This is a genomic window from Acidimicrobiales bacterium (genome assembly GCA_035547835.1).
Classification (GTDB): domain Bacteria; phylum Actinomycetota; class Acidimicrobiia; order Acidimicrobiales; family Iamiaceae; genus DASZTW01.
Genome location: DASZTW010000019.1, coordinates 193,084 through 213,746, shown reverse-complemented (window position 1 = coordinate 213,746; position 20,663 = coordinate 193,084). Strand labels below are relative to the sequence as shown.

The 20,663-nt window shown below is 71.3% G+C and carries 20 protein-coding genes and 1 tRNA gene; 11 read left to right on the top strand and 10 right to left on the bottom strand.

The genetic code is table 11. The features are described from left to right. Positions 1-3: 3 nt before the first annotated feature. From VHA73_15800 to VHA73_15785, 4 genes are all read left to right on the top strand, one after another. Positions 4-978, top strand: a complete 975-nt coding sequence (locus VHA73_15800) for an SDR family oxidoreductase (protein HVX19486.1) — start codon at positions 4-6, stop codon at positions 976-978. After that, complete coding sequence (locus VHA73_15795) at positions 975-2,813, top strand: glycoside hydrolase family 15 protein (protein ID HVX19485.1); 1,839 nt, start codon at positions 975-977, stop codon at positions 2,811-2,813. The genes VHA73_15800 and VHA73_15795 overlap by 4 nt, the downstream gene beginning before the upstream one ends. 385 nt (positions 2,814-3,198) lie before the next feature. Then, on the top strand, positions 3,199-3,468 hold the full coding sequence (locus tag VHA73_15790; protein HVX19484.1) for a hypothetical protein: 270 nt from the start codon (positions 3,199-3,201) through the stop codon (positions 3,466-3,468). A 194-nt stretch (positions 3,469-3,662) separates the two neighbouring features. Continuing rightward, entirely contained in the window at positions 3,663-4,151 is a 489-nt protein-coding gene (locus tag VHA73_15785; GenBank protein ID HVX19483.1) for an HPP family protein, read from the top strand. Between the two features lie 115 nt (positions 4,152-4,266). On the opposite strand, the gene VHA73_15780 is transcribed toward VHA73_15785, so the two are convergent. After that, a complete protein-coding gene (locus VHA73_15780; protein ID HVX19482.1) occupies positions 4,267-4,596 on the bottom strand; it encodes a hypothetical protein in 330 nt (109 codons plus the stop codon). A gap of 39 nt (positions 4,597-4,635) precedes the next feature. Between VHA73_15780 and VHA73_15775 the strand changes: the two genes are divergently transcribed. Beyond that, positions 4,636-5,418: a sigma-70 family RNA polymerase sigma factor gene (locus VHA73_15775; protein HVX19481.1), complete on the top strand. Its 783-nt coding sequence runs from the start codon at positions 4,636-4,638 to the stop codon at positions 5,416-5,418. Between the two features lie 126 nt (positions 5,419-5,544). On the opposite strand, the gene VHA73_15770 is transcribed toward VHA73_15775, so the two are convergent. Beyond that, positions 5,545-6,753 carry an HAD-IC family P-type ATPase gene (locus VHA73_15770; protein ID HVX19480.1) on the bottom strand — a complete coding sequence of 403 codons (1,209 nt, stop codon included), beginning with the start codon at positions 6,751-6,753 and terminating at the stop codon, positions 5,545-5,547. A gap of 149 nt (positions 6,754-6,902) precedes the next feature. Further along, positions 6,903-6,976: transfer RNA gene (locus tag VHA73_15765), tRNA-Val, on the bottom strand. A 79-nt stretch (positions 6,977-7,055) separates the two neighbouring features. Between VHA73_15765 and VHA73_15760 the strand changes: the two genes are divergently transcribed. Beyond that, positions 7,056-8,498, top strand: a complete 1,443-nt coding sequence (locus VHA73_15760; protein HVX19479.1) for an RNB domain-containing ribonuclease — start codon at positions 7,056-7,058, stop codon at positions 8,496-8,498. A 131-nt stretch (positions 8,499-8,629) separates the two neighbouring features. Here the strand turns inward: VHA73_15760 and trpD are convergent, their stop codons facing one another. Further along, complete coding sequence (gene trpD / locus VHA73_15755; protein ID HVX19478.1) at positions 8,630-9,688, bottom strand: anthranilate phosphoribosyltransferase; 1,059 nt, start codon at positions 9,686-9,688, stop codon at positions 8,630-8,632. Positions 9,689-9,829: 141 nt separating this feature from the next. Between trpD and VHA73_15750 the strand changes: the two genes are divergently transcribed. Continuing rightward, on the top strand, positions 9,830-10,798 hold the full coding sequence (locus VHA73_15750) for an aldo/keto reductase (GenBank protein HVX19477.1): 969 nt from the start codon (positions 9,830-9,832) through the stop codon (positions 10,796-10,798). Between the two features lie 161 nt (positions 10,799-10,959). Here the strand turns inward: VHA73_15750 and VHA73_15745 are convergent, their stop codons facing one another. The 6 genes from VHA73_15745 to VHA73_15720 all read right to left on the bottom strand — a co-directional run bounded on the left by VHA73_15745 (position 10,960) and on the right by VHA73_15720 (position 14,702). Beyond that, positions 10,960-11,868, bottom strand: coding sequence for a haloalkane dehalogenase (locus VHA73_15745; GenBank protein HVX19476.1), 909 nt, complete (start codon positions 11,866-11,868; stop codon positions 10,960-10,962). Between the two features lie 57 nt (positions 11,869-11,925). Next, positions 11,926-12,525, bottom strand: a complete 600-nt coding sequence (locus VHA73_15740; protein ID HVX19475.1) for a TetR/AcrR family transcriptional regulator — start codon at positions 12,523-12,525, stop codon at positions 11,926-11,928. Positions 12,526-12,675: 150 nt separating this feature from the next. Continuing rightward, complete coding sequence (locus VHA73_15735; GenBank protein ID HVX19474.1) at positions 12,676-12,921, bottom strand: WhiB family transcriptional regulator; 246 nt, start codon at positions 12,919-12,921, stop codon at positions 12,676-12,678. A gap of 173 nt (positions 12,922-13,094) precedes the next feature. After that, entirely contained in the window at positions 13,095-13,715 is a 621-nt protein-coding gene (locus VHA73_15730) for a DUF3501 family protein (protein ID HVX19473.1), read from the bottom strand. A gap of 79 nt (positions 13,716-13,794) precedes the next feature. Continuing rightward, positions 13,795-14,214, bottom strand: a complete 420-nt coding sequence (locus VHA73_15725; protein ID HVX19472.1) for a rubrerythrin family protein — start codon at positions 14,212-14,214, stop codon at positions 13,795-13,797. Positions 14,215-14,228: 14 nt separating this feature from the next. Continuing rightward, positions 14,229-14,702 (bottom strand): Fur family transcriptional regulator, encoded by a 474-nt coding sequence (locus VHA73_15720; GenBank protein HVX19471.1) that lies wholly within the window; start codon positions 14,700-14,702, stop codon positions 14,229-14,231. Between the two features lie 245 nt (positions 14,703-14,947). Here VHA73_15720 and VHA73_15715 point away from each other — a divergent pair, with 245 nt between their 5' ends. The 4 genes from VHA73_15715 (at position 14,948) to VHA73_15700 (ending at position 20,653) form a co-directional block, all read left to right on the top strand. Further along, on the top strand, positions 14,948-16,687 hold the full coding sequence (locus VHA73_15715; GenBank protein HVX19470.1) for a glycerol-3-phosphate dehydrogenase/oxidase: 1,740 nt from the start codon (positions 14,948-14,950) through the stop codon (positions 16,685-16,687). Between the two features lie 180 nt (positions 16,688-16,867). After that, positions 16,868-18,424: an FAD-binding oxidoreductase gene (locus VHA73_15710; protein ID HVX19469.1), complete on the top strand. Its 1,557-nt coding sequence runs from the start codon at positions 16,868-16,870 to the stop codon at positions 18,422-18,424. 1 nt (position 18,425) lies between these two features. After that, positions 18,426-19,868, top strand: coding sequence for an FGGY family carbohydrate kinase (locus VHA73_15705; protein HVX19468.1), 1,443 nt, complete (start codon positions 18,426-18,428; stop codon positions 19,866-19,868). A gap of 122 nt (positions 19,869-19,990) precedes the next feature. Then, entirely contained in the window at positions 19,991-20,653 is a 663-nt protein-coding gene (locus tag VHA73_15700; protein HVX19467.1) for a ferritin-like domain-containing protein, read from the top strand. The last annotated feature ends 10 nt before the right edge of the window (positions 20,654-20,663 follow it).

Sequence of the window (20,663 nt, the reverse complement as noted above, 5' to 3'; positions counted from 1 at the left end):
GTCGTGACCGGGGCGTCGGCCGGTGTCGGACGAGCGGTCGCGGAAGCCTTCGGTGCGCGCGGTGCTCGTGTCGGCCTGCTCGCGCGCGGTCGGGCGGGGCTCGACGGCGCGACCAGGTCCGTCCGCGAGGCGGGCGGTGAGGCACTCGCGGTGCCGACCGACGTCGCCGATCACCACCAGGTCGAGGACGCCGCGACCCGGATCGAACGGGAGCTCGGGCCGATCGACGTCTGGGTGAACGACGCGTTCAGCGCCGTGTTCGCGCCGTTCAGCGAGGTCACCGCGGCCGAGTTCCGCCGCGCGACCGAGGTGAGCTACCTCGGCTTCGTCTACGGCACGATGGCGGCGCTGCGTCGCATGCGGCCCCGCGACCGCGGCACGGTCGTGCAAGTGGGCTCCGCGCTCGCCTACCGCGGCATCCCGCTCCAGTCCGCGTACTGCGGCGCCAAGCACGCCATCCAGGGGTTCACCGAATCCGTGCGCTGCGAGCTCCTTCACGATCGCAGCGCAGTGCGGGTCACGATGGTGCAGCTCCCCGCGGTGAACACACCGCAGTTCTCCTGGGTGCTGTCGCGGCTGTCGCGTCACCCCCAACCCGTGCCCCCCATCTACCAACCTGAAGTGGCAGCACGATCGGTGGTGCGCGCCGCCACCGGCACTCGCCGGGAGTGGTGGGTGGGCGCGAGCACGGCCGCCACACTTCTCGCGAACGCCGTCGTACCCGGTGCCCTGGACCGCTACCTCGGCCGTACCGGCTTCGAGAGTCAGCAGACCGACGAACGCCGGTCGGTCGACCGGCCCGCCAACCTCTGGGAGCCTGCCGACGCAGAGATCGACTTCGGAGCCCACGGCGAGTTCGACGACCGGGCGCGGGCGCACAGCGTGCAGCGAGCCATCGCGGCGCGGCGCACCCCATTGGCCGTCGGCGCGGGAGTCGTCACACTCGCGGGCGTCGGCTGGCGCGCACAACGGCGATGACCCGCCCGGGCGAGGCCACGAGCCACGCCGGCGACTCCCCCTACCCGCCGATCGCCGACTACGCGCTGATCGGCGACGGGCACAGCGCCGCCCTGGTTTCGCGGTCCGGGTCGATCGACTGGTGCTGCATGCCGCGCCTCGACGCGGGCAGCTCGTTCGGCAGGCTCCTCGACTGGGAACGCGGCGGCCATTGCGCCGTTGCTCCCGAGCAACCCGACGCGGTCGCGAGTCACCGCTACCTCGACGACACGATGGTGCTGGAGACGATGTTCCGGGCATCGTCAGGACAGGCCAGGCTGCTCGACTGCTTCACCACCCACGAGGGCGGAGCCCGCCACCCCCGGAACCAGCTGCTGCGCGTGGTCGAAGGCCTCCGGGGAGCCGCCACGTTCCAGGTGCGCATCGCCGCGCGGTTCGACTACGGCGACGTACGGCCGTGGGTCCGCTCTCACCACGCGGGGGTGTGGAGCGCTGTCGGTGGCAACGACGCGCTCGTGATCCACACCGACATGGACCTCGCAGTCTCCGCCCTCCACGATCTCGTCGGCACCGTCACGCTCCGCGCCGGTGAGCGAGCTCGCTTGAGCTTCACGTCGGTGGCCCCCGAGCAGCTCGAGGGCGGGCCTCCCGAGGCACCGAGCACCCATGAGCTCGACGAGCGCCTCGACACCACGATCGCGTGGTGGCGCGAGTGGGCCACCACGGTCACGATCGAAGGGCCGGATGCCAGCGCCGCGCGTCGTTCTGCGCTGGTGCTCAAAGCGCTCACGAACGCCCCCACCGGCGCCATCGCCGCGGCCGCGACCACGTCACTGCCCGAGGTCGTGGGCGGCACCCGCAACTGGGACTACCGCTACGCGTGGATCCGCGACTCGCAGTTCACCGTGCGCGCGATGGCCGAGCTCGGCTGCGACCGCGAGGCCGACGGTCTCCGTCGCTTCGTGGAGCGCAGCGCCGCCGGCGGCGCGTCGTCCTTGCAGATCGTGTACGGGCTGGGCGGTGAGCGGCGCATCCCTGAGCTGGAGCTCGACCTCGAGGGCTACGGGCGATCCCGCCCGGTTCGGATCGGCAACAGTGCGTCCGAGCAGCGTCAGCTCGACGTGTACGGCGAGTTGCTCGACCTGGCATGGCAATGGCACCAACGAGGCCGGTCGCCCGACGACGACTACTGGCGCTTCCTCCTCAGCCTCGTCGACGCCGCCGCGGAGCACTGGGACGAGCCCGATCAGAGCTTGTGGGAGACGCGGGGCGAACCGAGGCACTTCGTGCACTCGAAAGTGATGTGCTGGGCCGCGCTCGACCGAGGTATCAAGCTCGCCCAAGCGTGCATGCGCAAGGCACCGGCCGAGCGGTGGGCCGACACCCGCGACACCGTTCGGCGCTCGATCGAACGCCACGGCGTCGACGACGGCCGCGGCTGCTTCGTTCGCCACTACGGCACCACCGACGTCGACGCGGCGCTCCTGCTGCTCCCCACCGTCGGCTTCGTCGCCTACGACGACCCGCGGATGGTCGCGACGACCGACGCGGTCATCGCCGACCTCGACGTGGACGGTCTGCTGGCTCGCTATCGCGCCGATGACGGCGTCGATGGCGAGGAGCACCCGTTCGTTCCGTGCACGTTCTGGCTCGCGGAGTGCCTGGCCCGCCAAGGGCGCGTCACCGAGGCGCGCGCGGCATACGACCGCGGCGTGCAGACCGCGAACGATCTGGCGCTCTACGGCGAGGAGTACGACCCGACGGGCGGCGAGATCCTGGGCAACTTCCCGCAGGCCCTGAGCCACCTCTCGCAGATCGCCGCGGCGGTCGCGCTGCGTGCTGGTGAAGGAGCGTGACGAGCCGTCAGCGGGCGTGGCACCGACCGACGTGCGGAGCTTGCCGATCGCGATCAGGTACCGCAGCGGCAACACGATGGATCCGCCCACCGCCTCGGAATGCGCGACGTCGGGCGCCACGAGAACCACGAACAGCACGGTCACCACATCCACATCGCGAGGGCACAGACCCGTGACGTGCGCGCAGCGACTCGACGTGCCATGCCGGGCCACTCCACGCGAGCGGCAGCCGGAAGCCGAGTGTGGGCCGTGGTTTCGGCCTCGAACCGCCGGTCAGCACGTCGGTCGCCCGGTTGACGACGTAGCACGCGCTGTACGCTGCACACCTCGCACCACACCACAGGGGATTGCCATGCGGGTTGACACCGTTGCTGACGCCAGTCTGGTGACCGTGCTTCGCCCCCTCGACGACCAGCGATCCCTGCAGCTCGGCGGATTGCTCGACGAGATCTGCGACGCGGGCAGTCCCGCGGTCCTCGACCTGCGCTTGGCGAGCCCCCCGCCGTTCGAGGCCTGGTTGGTCATCGAGCGGTGCCGCAAGCGCTTCGCGCATGCGGGCACGTCGCTGCGACTGATCACGGGCACCGCTGGCTACAGCGACGAGCGCCGCGCTGCGCAGCACTGCCTCGAGCAACTCCGTACCGACAACAGCTGACCTGCCGCGACCAGACGCTCCGGTCTTGTTTCGCTCGCCCGCATCGGGGCAGAGGTTGACCGCCCACACGGGAGTGCACGTCGATGTCGAACCCTGCCACCTGACCCGTGGCCCCCCGGCACCGGGCCCCGGCGCCACCACCCCCTACGCTCTCGCGCACCGAGCGGGTGGCGATCGGGGCCCGGTCTGCCCTCGTGGCGATCGCCGCGATCGCCGCGGCCGGGGCGGTTGGCGGAGCGACCGATCTGCCCGCGATCTCCGCCACTCTCGGACCGACCGCGTACGTGTTCGCCGCCCACCCGGCCACCACGACCGCTCGGCTCCGCAACGCACTGCTCGGACACGGTGTGGCGGTCTCCGCGGGGCTCGGCTGCCTCGCCGCGTCCGGCCAGTGGGGCGCGCGCCCCGATCCGTTGCTCCACGGGCCAGGGCTCGCGCAAGCCGCGGCGGCTGCCTGCGCGCTGGGCGCGACCCTCGTGGCACTCGAGCTCCTCGATGCCCATCACGCGCCAGCGGCTGCTACGGCGCTGTTGGTCGCGACCGGGGTCTGCGGGCCCATGCGCCCGCTCGGCGGCCTGCTGGTCGGCCTCGCGGCCGTGTTGCTCGTGGGCCCGCTGCTCGCGCGCCTTCCCTGGCGGAGGGCCGCTGCCGTTCGCCGTGCCGCGAGGTCGGGTGACCTCTGATCCGACGCCGGGCCACCGGTTTCGCGGTCTCGCTGCGGGATAGCCGGCGTCTACGAGCACCTCCTCACGGCGGACCGGCAGTCACGGAGATCCCATGTCATCAGTTACCGCCAGCTCACTCGAGGCGCTGGCCCGCATCGTCCGCAACGTGCCCATCAACGCGTCGCCGGCCGCGGATACCAAGCCCGACCATCGCGACCCGCTTGCCCAGCGCCCTTTGGCGGCACCGATGAGGAACCGACGGCTCGAGCTTCCTGACGAAGCTGATCGGCCAGCCCAGTCCCCGAGCAGCCCGCAGGGTTCGCCCCAATGGGTGGCCGCGCACGGTGATCACCATGACGAGCCGCCACCACGTTGCGCGCGCGCGTGATGACGCAACGTAGACAAGCGGCTTGAAGCTGTCTAAGGTCGAAAACGGCACGATTCGCAGCGCCGCGAGGACCACCGCCCACGTCGGTCTACGACCTTGGAGACGACCTCCCATATGACGTCGCCCGCTGAGCACCGGAGGAGATCGCACCCCGATGGCGGCCCCGTCGAACCACCCCACACGCCTGCCTGCAACAGCGACGACGAGCGGGCGCACCGGTTCGCCCAGCACCAACCGCTCGCGCACGCGCTTGCGCGGCGCATGCACCGGGGCAGCACCAACCTCGAGGATCTCGAGCAAGTGGCCTGCGAGGCACTGCTCGGCGCGATCGACCGTTTCGAGGCCACCCGCGGCGTGCCGTTCGGCGCGTATGCCACGGTCACGATCATCGGCCGGCTCAAGCGCTTCTACCGCGACGCCGGGTGGGCGCTGCGCGTGCCCCGCCCGGTCCACGACCTCGCTGCACCGCTCGTGCACACGGGCGAGCAACTGAGCCAGCGGCTCGGTCGCGAACCATCGGCCGCCGAGCTCGCCGACGAGCTCGGCACGGATGTCGAACAGGTCGTACTGGTGCAAGAGGCCACCCGCGCCCGCCACACCCTGTCGCTGGATGCTCCCGTGCCCACCGACGGCGCCGCGGCCTCGACGAGACGCGAGCGGCTCGGGCGCCTCGACAACGGGTTCAGTCGCGCCGAGACCCGCATCGACCTCGCCGCGGCGCTGAGGGCGCTCTCCGATCGCGACCGGAAGCTGCTCACCGAGTACTTCGTGAACGAGTGCTCGCAAGCGGCCATCGCCGATGACTCGGGCGTGAGCCAGATGCAGATCTCTCGCGCCATCGCCGGAGCAGTCGCGAGGCTCCGCGCCCGCATGCAGGTCACCCGCGGCACCGGCTGAACCCAACGACCGCGGCGAACGACCGGACCGATCGTTCCCGGAGCGTGGACAGGACCTCGGCCTCTCTGACCAGCAGCGCTCGGCACCCGGTCGGCGGCGAGCACCCGAACTCGGGCCGCAGCCGCGTCAGGTCTCGACGCGGCGGCTCTCGGCGCGGCGGTCCAGCGAGGTGTACACGCGGAGCTTGAGCTCGTCCAACACCAGCATCCAGGCGAGGGCGTAGCCCCACGCCAGGCCGACAAGGTTCCACCGCAACGGGGTCATGAACGCGCCCGACCACGCGATGCAGGTGGCGATGAGCTGCGTCCCCACCACGGCGACCAGCAGCACCGTCGCGGGACGCTGGGACCAGAACCGGCCACGGGTCCGGGCGACGAACAAGGTCAGGTGACCGGCCACCGACAGCTTGAGGTAGAGCAACGTCCGCACCTCGTCGTCGGAGAGGTGCAACACGGTGTGGCCGATCGACAGGACGCCGAACGAGGAGACCACGCCAGCCAACCCGAGCACGGTCGCCACGGCGAGGACCTCGGTGAGGTCCCAGCGCTCGGGCCGCCTCGAGGGCACCACCCGGTCATACGCGATGGTCAAGATGGCTGCGTCGTTGAGGATCGCCAGAAGGACGATCTGCACCGGCGAGACAGGGAAGAACCCGAAGGCGACGATCGACACCGTCACGAACCCCACGACCCGGATGGTCTCGGTGATCCGATAGATGGCGTAGTTGACCATCCGGCGAAACACCTCACGGGCCCGGTGGATCGCGTCGATGATCACCGACAAACCCGGTGCCAGCAGCACGATGTCCGCCGCCGCGCGGGCCGCATCGGTCGCACCGGCGACGGCGATGCCCGCGTCGGCCCGGTGGAGGGCGGGCGCGTCGTTGACGCCGTCACCGGTCATCCCGACGATATGACCGCCCGCCTGGAGGGCAGCAACGATGCGGTACTTGTCCTCGGGCACGACCTGGGCGAAGCCGTCGGCCCCCTCCACGACGGCCATCAGATCGGTGCCCTGGCGCTCGGCCAGCGCAGCAGGCCCGAGCAGAGCGGCGATCATCCCGAAATCGGCCCAACGGTCCGTCACCCCGGTGAGCACCAGCGCGGCCTCGATCATCCACTGGATCGGGTTCCACAGATGCCCGATTGCCTGAGCCAGGGCACCGCGCTCGTGCTCCGCCAGGCGGTTCGGACCATAACGTTCGAGGCGCGCCGCTGCCTCTCCGGCGGTAAGGCCGTCGTCGGGGCCGAGCCGCTCGTCCCGGTCACGATCGGCGTTCCGGCGTTGGTCGGTGACCGGTCGACGCGAGGCGGATCGAGACGCGGCACCTACCACCACGACGCTCTGCCTGCCATCCGTTCAACGTACTCGCCGCCGTCATCCCTGCGGTGGGCGCAACTGCGGCGACAGCGCCCCCGGCGAGCCATCGGGGACGACGGGCTCGCCTGAAGGCTCGCCACGGGGCTGGTCGTCCCGGAAATCGGTGGGCGATAAGGGATTCGAACCCCTGACCCCCTGCGCGTCATGCAGGTGCTCTAACCAACTGAGCTAATCGCCCCGGGAGCAGGCCACGGTAGCAGGTCGGTTCGCAGCTCAGAACCCCGGCAGAGCGGGCCAAAGCGGGCAGACTGCACGGCGTGCACGCCCGACACACCCCTGATGTCGCCGCGGTCCCCGACGACCGGCGCGGCGACCTTGTCCGCGGGTTCGCGGCCCTCCGCGACCAACTCGGCATCGCGGTGGACTTCCCACCCGACGTGATCGCTGCCGCCGAACAGGCGGCGAAGGCCCCCCGGCTGCCCGACCACGACGCGACCGACATCCCGTTCGTCACGCTCGACCCGCCCGGCAGCAAGGATCTCGACCAGGCCGTCCACCTGGGCGCCAAGAAAGGCGGCGGCTACGTGGTGCACTACGCCATCGCCGACGTCGCCGCGTTCGTCGCCGGCGGCGACCCGGTCGACACCGAGGCTCGGCGCCGCGTCCAGACCGAGTACGCGCCCGACCAGGTCGCGCTGCTGCACCCGAGCGCCCTCAGCGAGGGCTCGGCCAGCTTGTTGCCCGACCAGGCACGGCCCGCCTTCGTGTGGACGATCGAGCTCGACGCCGACGGAAGCCAGACGTCGTGCCTGCTGCAACGATCGATGGTCCGCAGCCGCCAGCAGCTCGACTACCCGGGAGTCGAGGCGGCCTTGGCCGCCGGCAACGCGCCGGATCCGATCGCGCTGCTCGGCGAGATCGGCAAGCGGCGCCGTACCGCCCGCCAGGCGCTCGGCAGCCTCGACTTGCCGGTGCCCGAACAGCAGGTCCTGCACCAGGCCGACGGGCACTGGTCCATCACCTTGCGGGCCGAGTCCGACGTCGAGTCGTGGAACGCGGAGATCTCGCTGCTCACCGGCATGGCCGCCGCGCAGATCATGCTCGACGCGAAGGTCGGTGTGCTGCGCACATTGCCGCCCGCGTCGCCCGACGACCTCGCTCGAGTCCGCAAGGCGGCCACCGCCATCGGCATCGACTGGCCCGACAGCAAGACAGCGGGCGAGGTGCTCGCCGCCCTCGACCCGTCCGTGCCGATCAACGCCGCCTTCGCCGACCTCGCCGCCGAGCTGCTCCGGGGCGCGGGCTACACCGCCTTCGACGGCAACCCGCCCACCGGCGACGCGGCCGTGCACGCGGGTATCGGCGGCCCGTACGCGCATGTGACCGCACCGCTGCGCCGGTTGTGCGACCGCTTCGCCTTGGAGGCGTGCGCCGCGGCGGTCGCGGGCCAAGAACTGCCCGAGTGGGCCCGCAGCGCGCTGGGCACGCTGCCGGATCTCATGGCCGAGAGCGACAAGCGCAGCCACGAGCTCGACCGCGGCGTGGTCGACCTCACCGAGGCGTGGCTGCTCGCCGACCGCGTCGGCGAGACCTTCGACGCGATGGTGGTCGACGTGCACCACGACCAGGCCACGGTCGTGTTGGACGAACCGCCGGTGCGCGGCCGCTGCGACGGAAAGGTCGAGCTGGGAACCCGCACGAAGGTCCGCCTCACCGAAGCCGACCCCGCCCAACGATCGATCCGCTTCACCACCGCCTGACTGCCAGCGCCGGCGGGCAGAGCCGTCATCCCACTGGGGCGGGTCGGGCCGGTCGGGCCAGCGCCGGCGGTGCGCTCCTCCCACTGGGCCGCTCGGGCGCTCGGGCGCTCGGGCCAGCGCCGGTGAGGCGCTCAGCCCTGCTCGGACTTGCGGGCCGCGTGGGAGACCTCGGCGAGCCGTTCGACCACCCCCGCGGCGGCGCCGCCGTCGATCGACTTGCGGGCCAAGTCGACACCGTCGGGCAGCGTGTCGGCGAGCCCGGCTGCCACCAACGCCGCCCCGGCGTTCAACACGACGACGTCGCGGTGGGGTCCCTCGGTTCCGGCGAGCACGGCGCGGGTGAGCGCCGCGTTGTGGCTGGCGTCGCCGCCGCGCAACGCCTCAGCGCCGACGAGCGAAAGCCCGAGGTCGGTCGGGTCGACCGTCGAGGTGGTGACCGCACCGTCGCGCAGCTCCAAGACGGTGGACGTGGTGGTCGTGGTCAGCTCGTCGAGGCCGTCGTCGCCGTGCACGACCATGGCGCGCGCTGCGCCGTTCGCGGCCAGCACCTGGGCCATGCGGTCGGCCAGGCGCACGTCGGCCACACCGATCACGAGCCGCTTCACCTGGGCGGGGTTTGCCATCGGGCCGAGGAAGTTGAACACGGTCGGGACGCCGAGCTCTTTGCGCGTGGGTCCGGCGTGACGCATGGCCGAGTGGAAGCGCGGCGCGAAGCAAAAGCCCATGCCGGCCTCCTCGACGCAGCGGGCCACACCGGAAGGGCCGAGGTCGATCACCACGCCGAGCGCTTCGAGCAGATCTGCCGACCCGCATGCCGACGACGCGGCCCGGTTGCCGTGCTTGCACACGGTGGCGCCGGCGCCCGCGACGACGAAGCTCGAGATGGTCGAGACGTTGATGGTGTTGGCCTTGTCGCCACCCGTGCCGACGATGTCGACCGCAGCGTCGGGATCAGCGAGCTCGACGCGCTCGGCCGCGCCCAGCATCGCCCGCACCAGCCCCGTGAGCTCGTCGACCGTCTCGCCCTTCATGCGCAAGGCGATGATGAACCCGGCGATCTGGCTCGGCGAGGCGTTGCCGTCGAGGATCTCGGCCATCGTCGCTTCGGCCGCCTCGGTCGACAAGTCGCCGCCGGCCGTGACGGTGCCGAGCACCGCGGGCCATCCGCCCAGCGCCCCGAGCGTGGCCATCAGCTACCCCGGCCGTCGTCGGACAGCTCGAACATGGGGAAGAACTTAGGACACCACGGCCGGGCCACCGGACCCGATTCCCCAGCCGATACCGTCGACTCGTCCAGGTGGGCCGACCGGCCTGCCGACAGGGGGAGCGCCATGAAGTACGTCCGGCTCGGGACCACGGGGACTTACGTGTCGAGGGTGTGCCTCGGGTGCATGAGCTACGGCGTCCCCGATCGTGGGGGGCATCCGTGGAGCCTCGACGAGGAGCAGTCGAGGCCCTTCATCCGCCGGGCCGTCGAAGCCGGCATCAACTTCTTCGACACCGCCAACGTGTACTCCGACGGCACCAGCGAGGAGATCGTGGGGCGGGCGCTCGCCGACTTCGCCGAGCGCGACGAGATCGTGCTGGCCACCAAGGTCCACGGGGCCATGGGAAGCGGGCCCAACCGCCGCGGCCTGTCGCGCAAGGCGATCATGGCCGAGATCGACGCCAGCCTCACCCGGCTCGGCACCGACTACGTCGACCTCTACCAGATCCACCGTTGGGATCCGCACACGCCGATCGAGGAGACCATGGAGGCGCTGCACGACGTCGTGAAGGCGGGCAAGGCACGCTACATCGGCGCGTCGTCGATGTACGCCTGGCAGTTCTCCAAAGCGCTCCACACCGCGCAGCTGCACGGTTGGACGCCGTTCGTCACCATGCAGAACCACTACAACCTCCTGTACCGCGAGGAGGAGCGCGAGATGCTGCCGCTGTGCGCGGATCGTGGCATCGGGGTGATCCCGTGGAGCCCCCTCGCACGGGGTCGCCTCACCCGCCCGTGGGACGAGGCCACCGCACGCAGCGAGACCGACCAGTTCGGCGCGTTCCTCTACCGCGACGGCGACCAGGTGATCGTCGACGAGGTCGGCCGGATCGCCGACGCCCGCGGGGTGCCGAGGGCGCAGGTGGGGCTGGCCTGGTTGCTGGCCAAGCCGGGCGTCACCGCGCCGATCTTCGGCGCCACCAAGCCCCACCACCTCGACGACGCGCTCGCAGCCATCGACCTGGCGTTGGCCGACGACGAGGTCGCCGCACTCGAAGCCCCCTATGTCCCCCACCCCGTCGCCGGCCACTGACCACCGGCAACCACATTTGACCGGGACCTCCCAGAGAACACCCCGAACTGGGTGGGGATCCGCCTGCCCAGCGACCACGTTCCACCGAGTGGGGCAGGTCGGGGTCGCTACGACGGGGCCGGTCCGTTGTCGGGTCGGTCGGTTGTCGGGTGGATCGGTTGTCAGTTGGCGGCGATGAAGTCGGCCACGACCCTGGCGAGGGTCGGGCCGTTGTCCTCCTGGAGGAAGTGGGCTGCGTTCGGGATGGTCGTGTGCGGCTGGCCCTTCGCGCCTGGCACGGTCCGCTGGAAGATGCCGTCGCCGCCGTGGGTGATCGGGTCGTTGTCCGCAAATGCCGTGAGCCACGGCTTCTCGAAGGCCGCCAACGTCTCCCACGCCTTGCGGTTCGCCTCCGACGCCGGGTCGTCAGGACGGGTCGGCACCAAGCTCGGGAAGATCCGGGCGCCGGCCAGGTAGGAGTCGTCCGGGAAGGGTGCGTCGTACGCCGCGATCACCTCGTCGGACAGCGGGGTCGCGCAGCCGCCCTTGATGATGCCTCCCACGTGGAAGTGCGGAGACTCCTGGGAGTACTTCTGCCACGCCAGGAACGCTTCGCTCATCTTCGCGTCGCCGGTCGGAAGACCCGAGTTCGCCACGACCACGCGGGCGAAGCGGTCGGGGTGCTCGCCCACCAGCCGGAAGCCGACGAGCCCGCCCCAGTCCTGGCCCACCAGCGTGACGTCGCGGAGGTCGAGCCGGTCGAACAGTGCCTGGCGCATCCACTCGACGTGACGGGCGTACGTGTAGTCGGACTGCTGGGTGGGCTTGTCGGACTTGCCGAACCCCACCAGGTCGGGCGCCACGCAGCGCAGGCCGGCGTCGACCAGCACCGGGATCATCTTGCGGTACAGGAAGCTCCACGACGGCTCGCCGTGCATGAGCAACACGACTTGCCCGTCGGCTGGGCCCTCGTCGAGGTGGTGGACGCGCAGCGTGCCACCTTCACTGTCGTCGACTTCGACGTAGTGCGGCTCGAACGGGAACTCGGGCAGGTCGGCGAAGCGTTCGTCGGGTGTGCGGAGGGTTTCCATGGCATGTCCTTTCAGGCTGTTCTCGACCGGTCACGGCCGCGCAACGACCGGAGTGCGTCAGGCATCGGCTCGCAGCAGCGCCGTCACGACGAGCTCCGTGGTCTGGCGGGACCGAGTGGCCGACAGGCCTTGGCCGGCGCGAAGACGGTCCCATGCCGGCCAGCTCGTCGCCGCGTCGAGCGCTTCGAGGAGGTCGGGGTTCGTGCGTGCGGACGTCAGCTCGGCCGCGAAGACCGCGGCGACCTGGTGACGCAGCAGCAGATCGGCGCGGGCCAGGCCGTCGCGGATGGGGGCGGATCGGGCCGCGGCCCGCAAGGCGAAGCGGCGGACAGGTGCAACGGTCTCGAACACGTCGGCGCGGTTCGCCACCAGGGCGTGCACCCGCTGCTCGAGCGGGCCGTCGGGGCGGACGTCCTCGATCAGCGACCCGAGCTCGTGGGTCTGGCGCTCGATGGCCTGGGTGTGCAACTCCTCCATGTCCTGGAAGAGGCGGAAGATCGAGCGGATCGACACCCCGGAACGCTCGGCGACCGCCTGCGCGGTGGGCTGCTCGTCACCTTCGTGCAGCAGCTCGAGGATCGCTTCGACCACGGCATCGGTGTTGCGGAGGCGACGCTGCGCCCGCCCGTCGATCGCAGCGTCGCCTCCAGGCCCCACGCCGCCACTGTAAAGAACTGACAGTCACTATGTCAATAGTCTGCGGACCGCGCCCCACCGAGGTTGGTGCGGGTGCAGGCGCGCGCGGACCGCGGGCGCGACGTCATCAGGCGCCGCAGAGGTGGTCGACGTGGAACCTGCCGGGGTGGCTCAGGCGGCGCGGCTGGCGCGCCGACGCTGGCGGATGATCCGGCGCCGTTCCTTCTCGGTGGCCCCGCCCCAGACGCCGTCCTTCTCACGGACCGACAGGGCGTGCTCGAGGCAGTCGCTCCGCACCGGACACTGGGCACACACCGCTTTCGCTGGCTCTGCTTCCTCTTCGAACTCGGAGCTCGGGTAGAAGATCACCGGATCGAGGCCCCGGCAGGCGGCCTGCTTACGCCAGGTCAGTTCCATGCGCGATGTGTTTCCAGACTCGTCGGATGTGGACAGCGACCGCGGCAGCGCTTCCGCCGGGTCGGGGGCTCGTCGCGACCGGCGGCAACCGGTCCACCGGTCGTTTCGGACCGGTCGACGAAGGGCTGAGTATGGCGTACCTGAGGCCGGAAGTCACATCCAATCGGCCCAGGTCACGCCCGGAGATCGGTCAGCAGCTCGGCGACCGACGCCTCCGAGAGCGCCGTGTGGTGCTGGTAGTTCGGGTGGGTGATGGCCAAGGCGACCGGCTCGGAGGCGAAGCGGTCGACCTGGGCCGGGTCGAGGGCGAACGACACGTAGTGCACCGACGCCGTCATCTCGTCGCGGGTCAGCGCCTGGGCGTGTGCCGGATCGACATCGCAGCGGACCACGGCGACGTCGTCACCGGTACCGATGCGGAGCTCGACCTCGATCTCGATGCCGACGAGCTTCGGAAGCCACTCGCGCAGCCCGGCGTCGTCGGTGAGCTCGAGGAACATCGTGGTGCTCAAGTGCCCCGGGCTCGGGATGAGCGGGTTGTAGATGTCGAGCTCGGTCTGGATGCCCTCGTCGGTGATGATCCGCTCCACGCGGGCCATCTCCTGGATCTGGAAGCGAATCGTGTCGCGGTTCTCGAACACGAACGTGACGATCGGTCCGACGTGGACCCGTCGCTTCCTCTTGAGGTCGATCACATGGGCGCGGAAGTCCTTGCGCTCGCGTTCGTACGCGCGCAGGTCGACGATGTCGTCGAGCGTCAGCTGTCGGTCGTGTGCGGGGGGATGAGCAGGCATGGTTCCGGCGTGTGCGAGGGAGGACGGGCCAGCCGTCCCCCCTCGACGCGCGATCAGACGACGGTCAGGCCGTGACCGCTCAGGACAGGTTCTCGAGGCCCTGGGCGAAGCGACCGGCGTGGCTCTTTTCGGCCCGCGCCAGCGTCTCGAGCCACTCGGCGACGTCCTCGAAGCCCTCTTCGCGTGCGGTCTTGGAGAAGCCCGGGTACATCTCGGTGTACTCGTACGTCTCACCGGCGATGGCCGACTTCAAGTTGTCGGCGGTGGGGCCCACGGGCTCGCCGGTGGCCGGGTCGCCGACGGCGGCCAGGAAGTCGAAGTGCCCGAACGCGTGGCCGGTCTCACCTTCCGCGACCGAGCGGAACAACGCCGCGATGTCGGGGTAGCCCTCGACGTCCGCCTTCTGCGCGAAGTACAGGTAGCGGCGGTTCGCCTGGCTCTCACCGGCGAACGCGGTCTTCAGGTTGTCGAGGGTCTTGCTGCCGTTGAGGTCGGCCATGGCTGTCTCGTCTCCTACTTGTTGGTTGGTTGAGCTTGCTGCGGGATCAGTCCGTCGCCACCGGCGTGGTCGGTGGCGACGCAGTCGGGGCAGGTGCCCCGGAAGGTGATCTCGGTGCCGTGCACGGCAAAACCCGGATTCGCCCGTGCGGGCACCCGCACGTCGGGGAAGTCGACGTGGAGGTCGACCACCGCGCCGCACGACGTGCACACGAGGTGGTGGTGGGGCTCGAGGTTGGGATCGAAGCGAGCAGATCCGGTACCGAGCTGGAGGGCGCTGAGCTCGCCCATCTCCGTGAGGTCGTTGAGGGTCTGGTACACGGTGCGCAGCGACATGGTGGGCATGTCGCCCCGGGCCGCGGCGTGGACCGCCTCCGCCGTGGGGTGGTCGTGCGCGTCGTGCAGGATCCGGAAGATGCGCTCGCGCTGCGGGGTCACTTTGAGCCCACGCGCGCGGAAAAGGTCGGTGAGCTCAGCCGGCGACTTCACTCAGCCGACCATAGCCCTCACCGTCATCGCCAACAATCGTTGTTGACGAGAAGTTCGTGCGAACTGTGAGTGGCCGACATGTGACCCCGGACCGGGGACCCTCCCCTGAACCGGGTGGGGACCTGGTCGCGGTGGCAGCCGCTTCTCCCCCGCTTCGGCGTCGCACCGCCGACGGGGACCCGGCACGTCCGGCCCTAACATCGACGTGTGACCCCCACGGCTCCCTCCTCGCACGCCGCGCGGCCATGAGCGGCCCCAACTGGTTCGACCGGGTCAGCGCGCTCGACCGCCTCTCGCAAGATCCCTTCGACGTCGTCGTCATCGGTGGCGGGATCACCGGCGCGGGTTGCGCCCTCGACGCCGCCTCCCGCGGGTTGCGCGTCGCGCTGGTCGAGGCAGGCGACTTCGCCAGCGGCACCTCGTCCAAGTCGTCCAAGCTCGTACACGGCGGGTTGCGCTACCTGCAGAACGGCGAAGTGCGGCTCGTGTACGAAGCGCTGCACGAGCGCCAGCGCCTGCTGCACAATGCCCCTCACCTGGTGCGCCTGATGCCCTTCCTCCTCCCCGTCCTGACGGGCAAGGACTCACCGGTACCCCGCAAGTTGGCCCGCGCGCTCGGCGGCGCGATGTGGGCGTACGACCTCACCGGCGGGTTCCGCATCGGGAAGTTCCACGAACGACTCGACCAGGCCGCCGCGCTGGCCCACATGCCCACACTCCCGGCGGACAAGCTGGCCGCCGCGTACCTGTACCACGACGCACAGGCCGACGATGCCCGCCTCACCCTCACGGTCGCCCGCACCGCCGCGACCGAGCACGGCGCCGCGGTGGCGAACCGCACGCGTGTCGTCGGGTTCGACAACGGCCCGGACGGGCGGATCCGAGCTGTGCGGGTGCACGCCGAAGGCGTCGGTCCGATGCCCGATCGTGACCTGTCGATCCGCACCACGGCGGTGGTCAACGCCACCGGCGTGTGGGCCGACGACGTCCGCGCCATCGACGAAGGCACGCACCCCGACAGCATCCGGCCTGCCAAGGGCATCCACATCACCGTGCCGTGGGACAAGGTCCGCAACGACATCGCCGTCGTGATCCCCGTGCCGGGCGACAAGCGGTCGGTGTTCGTCGTGCCCTGGCCCAACGCCGATGGCGGCCCCGGCTACACGTACGTCGGCACCACCGACACCGATTACGACGGCCCGCTCGACGATCCGCAGTGCACGCCCGACGATGTCGCGTACCTCCTGAGCGCCATCAACGCGTGCGTCACCACCGACATCGACGAACGCGACGTCGTGGGCACCTGGGCGGGCTTGCGACCGCTCGTGAAGGACACCGGGTCCGGGGGATCGGGACGCACCGCCGATCTCTCGAGGCGCCACTCCGTACGGACCTCGCCGAGCGGCATGGTCACCGTCACCGGCGGCAAGCTCACGACGTACCGCGAGATGGCGGCCGACGCGATCGACGAGGTCGTGCGCCAGTCCGCCGCCTCGATCGCGGGACGGGTCGCCAAGCGGTCCCGCACCGCCAAGCTGCGCTTGCGGGGCGCCGAGGGCTACACGGAGGTGCGCGACGGCGGGCCAGGGAACGCGCCCGTGGCCAGCCAGGCCGTCGCCCACCTGGCCGACCGGTATGGCGGCGACGCACGGGTGCTGCTGGCCATGACCGAAGCCGACCCGTCGCTCGCCGAGACGCTGGTGCCCGGCACGCCGTATCTCGCCGCGGAGGCCGTGTACGCGGCCCGCTACGAGATGGCCACGTCGGTCGACGACGTCCTGAGCCGCCGCACACGCGCGCGCTTGCTCGCCCGCGACGCGTCGGCCGATGCCGCCGAACGGGTCGCCGAGCTGATCGGCCCGGTCCTCGGCCTCGACGCGACCCAACGGGCCGGCCAGGTCGCCGCGTACCGCCAGGCGATCGACGAGGAGCGCACCACCCCCGGCCTCGACCCGTCGACCCGGCCCCAATCCGCCGAGCTGTGAGCACTTGACCACCTGGTGGGTGGTCAAGTGCTCACAGCAGGCGGGTTTGGCGGGTTGGGCGGGGCGGGGCTGGGCGGGGTCGGGCGGGGCGGGGCGGGGCTGGGCGGGGCGGGGCTGGGCGGGGCTGGGAGCGGGGTCGGGCGGGGTCGGGCGGGCACAACCCAGGTAGCGTCCCCGGCCATGGCAACGCGCACTCCGGAGCCAGGATCGCCCACCCCACCGATCGCCCTGGCGGGCGGGGCCGCGGCCGTGGCGGCGCACCTGCCGACGGCACGGGTCGACGTCGACGACCGCCTGGTCGAACGCCTGCGAGCAACCGGCGCCGACGTGGCCACCGACGGCGACACGGTCGGCGAGGCCAGCCGCGACTGGTGGCCGTTGGCGATGATCTGGGCCACCGAGGGCGAGGTCGCCGGCCTGGGCGGCGCGGTGGTCCGGCCCTCCGACGCGGCTCAGGTCACCGGCATCCTTGCCGCCTGCAACGAGGCCCGCGTCCCGGTCACCGCGACGGGGGGACGCAGCGGGGTGTGCGGCGCGGCGGTGCCGGTGTTCGGCGGCGTGGTCCTCGACCTCACCGGTCTGTCGGGCATCGTCTCGGTCGACGACACCTCGATGATCGTCGACGTGCAGGCCGGCACGTTCGGCGACCGGCTCGAGGACGAGCTCCAAGCTCGCCACGGCGTCACCATCGGCCACTGGCCGCAGTCGATCACGCTCGCGACCGTCGGCGGCTGGCTCGCCTGCCGCGGGGCCGGCCAGTACTCCACCCGCTACGGCAAGATCGAACAGATCGTGGTCGGCCTCGACGTCGTCCTGGCCGACGGCCGAACCCTCACCACCGGCGGCCAGCCCGCCTCGGCGGTCGGTCCCGACCTGAACCAGCTGTTCGTCGGCTCCGAGGGCACCCTCGGGGTGATCACCGGCGCGCGCCTCAAGCTGCACCCCAAGCCGCCGTCGGAACGGCGGGGGGCGTGGACGTTCGACGACTTCGCCGCGCCGCTCGACGTGTGCCGCCGCATCCTGCGCCGCGGCGCCACCCCCGCGGTCTTGCGCCTCCACGACACGGCCGAAGCCGCCCGCTTCGGCATCGAAGGCCAGCACCTGCTCCTGGCGCTCGACGAAGGCGACGCCGGGCTGGTCGACGCCACGATGGCTCTCGTGGCCGAAGAGGCCGTCGCGTCCGGCGGGGTCGATGCCGGCACAGAGCCCGTTGCGAAGTGGCTCGAGCACCGCAACGACGTGGCCGCCCTCGAAGCCATGATCGGCAAGGGGTACGTGGTCGACACGATGGAGATCGCCGGCCCCTGGACGGCACTTCCACGCATCCACGACGCCACCACCGCGGCGATGCAGGGCGTGGCCGGCACGCTGATCGCCACGTGCCACCAGTCCCACGCTTACGTCGACGGGGCCTGCCTGTATTTCACGTTCGCCGCCAAGGTGGAGCCCGACGATCGGGAGCGGTACTACCGAGAGGTCTGGGACGCCGGCACCCGCACGGTGCTCGCCAACGGTGGCGCCCTGAGCCACCACCACGGCATCGGCCTCAACCGGTCCCGGTTCATGGCCGAGGCGCTCGGCGGCGGGCTCGACGTGCTGGCGGCGGTCAAGGCAGCGCTCGACCCGCACGGGATCCTCAACCCCGGCAAGCTCGGCTTGGCGTCGCCGTTCGGCCCGCTCCCCTGGCCTGCCGCCACCCCGACGACCGCCTCCCCCTCGAACCCGCAAGGAGCCTGACGTGTCGATCCTGGTCGTCGATGTCGGAACGAGCAGCGTCCGCGCCGCGGTCGTGGGCGCCGACGCGGTCGTCACCCACGAACACGTACGACCGACGCTGCCGTCGTCGCCAGCCCCCGGCCTCGTCGAGTTCGACGCCCGTGAGGTGGCCGCCGCGGCACTCGACGTCGCCCGCCAGGCGCTGGCGGCAAGCGGACCGGTCGACGCGGTCGGCATCGCCAACCAGCGCGCCTCGACCGTCGTGTGGGATCGGTCCACCGGCGAGCCGATCGGGCCCGGTCTCGGCTGGCAGGACCTGCGCACTGTCGGCGACTGCCTGGTGCTGCAAGCCGAAGGGCTGCGCCTGGCACCCAATGTCTCGGGCACGAAGATCAAATGGCTCCTCGACCAGTTCGACCCCGATCGCACCCGGAACTTGGCGTTCGGCACCGTCGACACCTGGATCGCCTGGAACTTGTCCGGGGGCAGCCTCCACGTCACCGACCACACCAACGCGGCCCTCACCGGCCTGCGCCGCGCCGACGCGTCGGGCTGGGACGACAAGGCGCTCGCGACCCTCGGCATCGCCACGACGATGCTGCCGCGCGTGGTCGACTCGTCGGAGCAGGTCGGCGCCGCCACGGCCCTCGACGGCGCACCACCCATCTGCGGCATGGCCGGCGACCAGCAGGCGTCGCTGGTCGGGCAAGGCTGCCTCCGGCCTGGCATGGCCAAGGCCACGTTCGGCACCGGCGGCATGCTCGACCTGTGCGCCGGTCCGGATCGCCCAGCGTTCGCCGCCCGAGGCGAAGCCGGCACCTTCCCGATCGTCGCCTGGGCCCGCGGTGGCGAGCTCACGTGGGGCGTCGAGGCGATCATGCTCGCCGCCGGCACGAACGTGGAGTGGCTGCGCGACGACCTCGGCCTCATCGACACCGCCGCCGCGTCGCACGACATCGCCGCCGAGTGCGACGACACCGAGGGGGTCGTGTACGTCCCGGCGCTACTGGGCCTCGGCACGCCGCACTGGGACTACGGCGCCCGCGGCACCCTGCTGGGCGTCACGCGCGGCACCGGCCGGCCGCACGTGGTGCGGGCGGTGCTCGAAGGGGTCGCGCAGCGGGGCGCCGACCTGTTGCGCGCGGCCGAAGCCGACACCGGCCTGCACGTCCCGTCGCTCCGCGTCGACGGTGGCATGAGCGCCAACCCCACCTTCCTCCAGGCCCTGGCCAACGCCACGCAACGTCCGATCGAGGTGTCGCCCGTGCTGGAAGCCACCACCCTCGGCGCGGCGTTCCTGGCCGGTCTCGCAATCGGCACGTGGGCCGACGAGGACGCGGTGGCCGCGGCATGGGCGCCGCGAGAGACGTACCAGCCCGGCGAGGCCTTCGACCACGACCGATGGGACGACGCCGTCCGCAGGGCCAAAGGCTGGTTCGGCGACCTGTCCGCGCTCGACTTCTGATCCGCCCCAGAGGCGTCGATCGGGTGCCCTAAGGTGACGCCCGCCTGTGTCGCGAGCGGGCGTTTTCTGTCCGCGACCCCGGTCCTAGTAGGAAAGAGCGGTTGACGTCAGGAGGTAGAGAAGTGGATCAGTCCCTCGCGGACGACCGCGGCCCGACCCGTCGTGGCCTGCTCGCCAGAGCGGCCGCCGCCGCGCCGATCGTCGCGGTCGGCACCGGCATGGTTCCGCTCAGCCGCTTCTTCCCTGCCGCGTGGGCCGACGAGCCGCCGACCGACTACGACCTCGCCGGGTTCGCCCAGTCCGTCGAGCTGGCGCTGGTCACGCTCTACGACACGGCCGCCGCGAAGGCCGGCGCACAGGCGTCGCTCGTGCAGAGCTTCGGCCAGCACCACCAAGATCACGCCGACCTGTTCGGCGGCTTCTTCGGCGCTGCCGGCGCCAACCCGCCCGACAAGCCCAACGCCAAGGTCGTCAGCCAGTTCAGCGGCCAAGTCGGCGCCGGCGGGGCCGCCACGTTGAAGGCGCTCGCCCAGCTCGAGGAAATCGCGGCGGCCACCTGGCAGTGGGTGCTCGGTGAGTTCGACAACAGCGGTGGCGCCAAGCTGTTCGCGGCGGTCTTGCCCGTCGAGGCGCAGCACGCCGTCACCCTCGGCCTGCTGACCGGAGGGTCGACCGACACCCTCGTGCCGGTCACCCAACCCGACACCGACAAGCTCGATCCCGCCCAGTACCCGGCACCTGCCGCGTCGGCCAGCGGCAGTGGGTCGAGCGACACCAGCAGCTGAGGCAGCGGAG

Excerpts from the sequence above, each read along its gene's own strand:
- VHA73_15795 (HVX19485.1), top strand. The coding sequence starts at position 975 with ATGACCCGCCCGGGCGAGGCCACGAGCCACGCCGGCGACTCCCCCTAC.
- VHA73_15775 (HVX19481.1), top strand. The coding sequence starts at position 4,636 with ATGACGTCGCCCGCTGAGCACCGGAGGAGATCGCACCCCGATGGCGGC.
- trpD (HVX19478.1), bottom strand. The coding sequence starts at position 9,688 with ATGGCCACGCTCGGGGCGCTGGGCGGATGGCCCGCGGTGCTCGGCACC.
- VHA73_15750 (HVX19477.1), top strand. The coding sequence starts at position 9,830 with ATGAAGTACGTCCGGCTCGGGACCACGGGGACTTACGTGTCGAGGGTG.
- VHA73_15745 (HVX19476.1), bottom strand. The coding sequence starts at position 11,868 with ATGGAAACCCTCCGCACACCCGACGAACGCTTCGCCGACCTGCCCGAG.
- VHA73_15735 (HVX19474.1), bottom strand. The coding sequence starts at position 12,921 with ATGGAACTGACCTGGCGTAAGCAGGCCGCCTGCCGGGGCCTCGATCCG.
- VHA73_15730 (HVX19473.1), bottom strand. The coding sequence starts at position 13,715 with ATGCCTGCTCATCCCCCCGCACACGACCGACAGCTGACGCTCGACGAC.
- VHA73_15725 (HVX19472.1), bottom strand. The coding sequence starts at position 14,214 with ATGGCCGACCTCAACGGCAGCAAGACCCTCGACAACCTGAAGACCGCG.
- VHA73_15715 (HVX19470.1), top strand. The coding sequence starts at position 14,948 with ATGAGCGGCCCCAACTGGTTCGACCGGGTCAGCGCGCTCGACCGCCTC.
- VHA73_15710 (HVX19469.1), top strand. The coding sequence starts at position 16,868 with ATGGCAACGCGCACTCCGGAGCCAGGATCGCCCACCCCACCGATCGCC.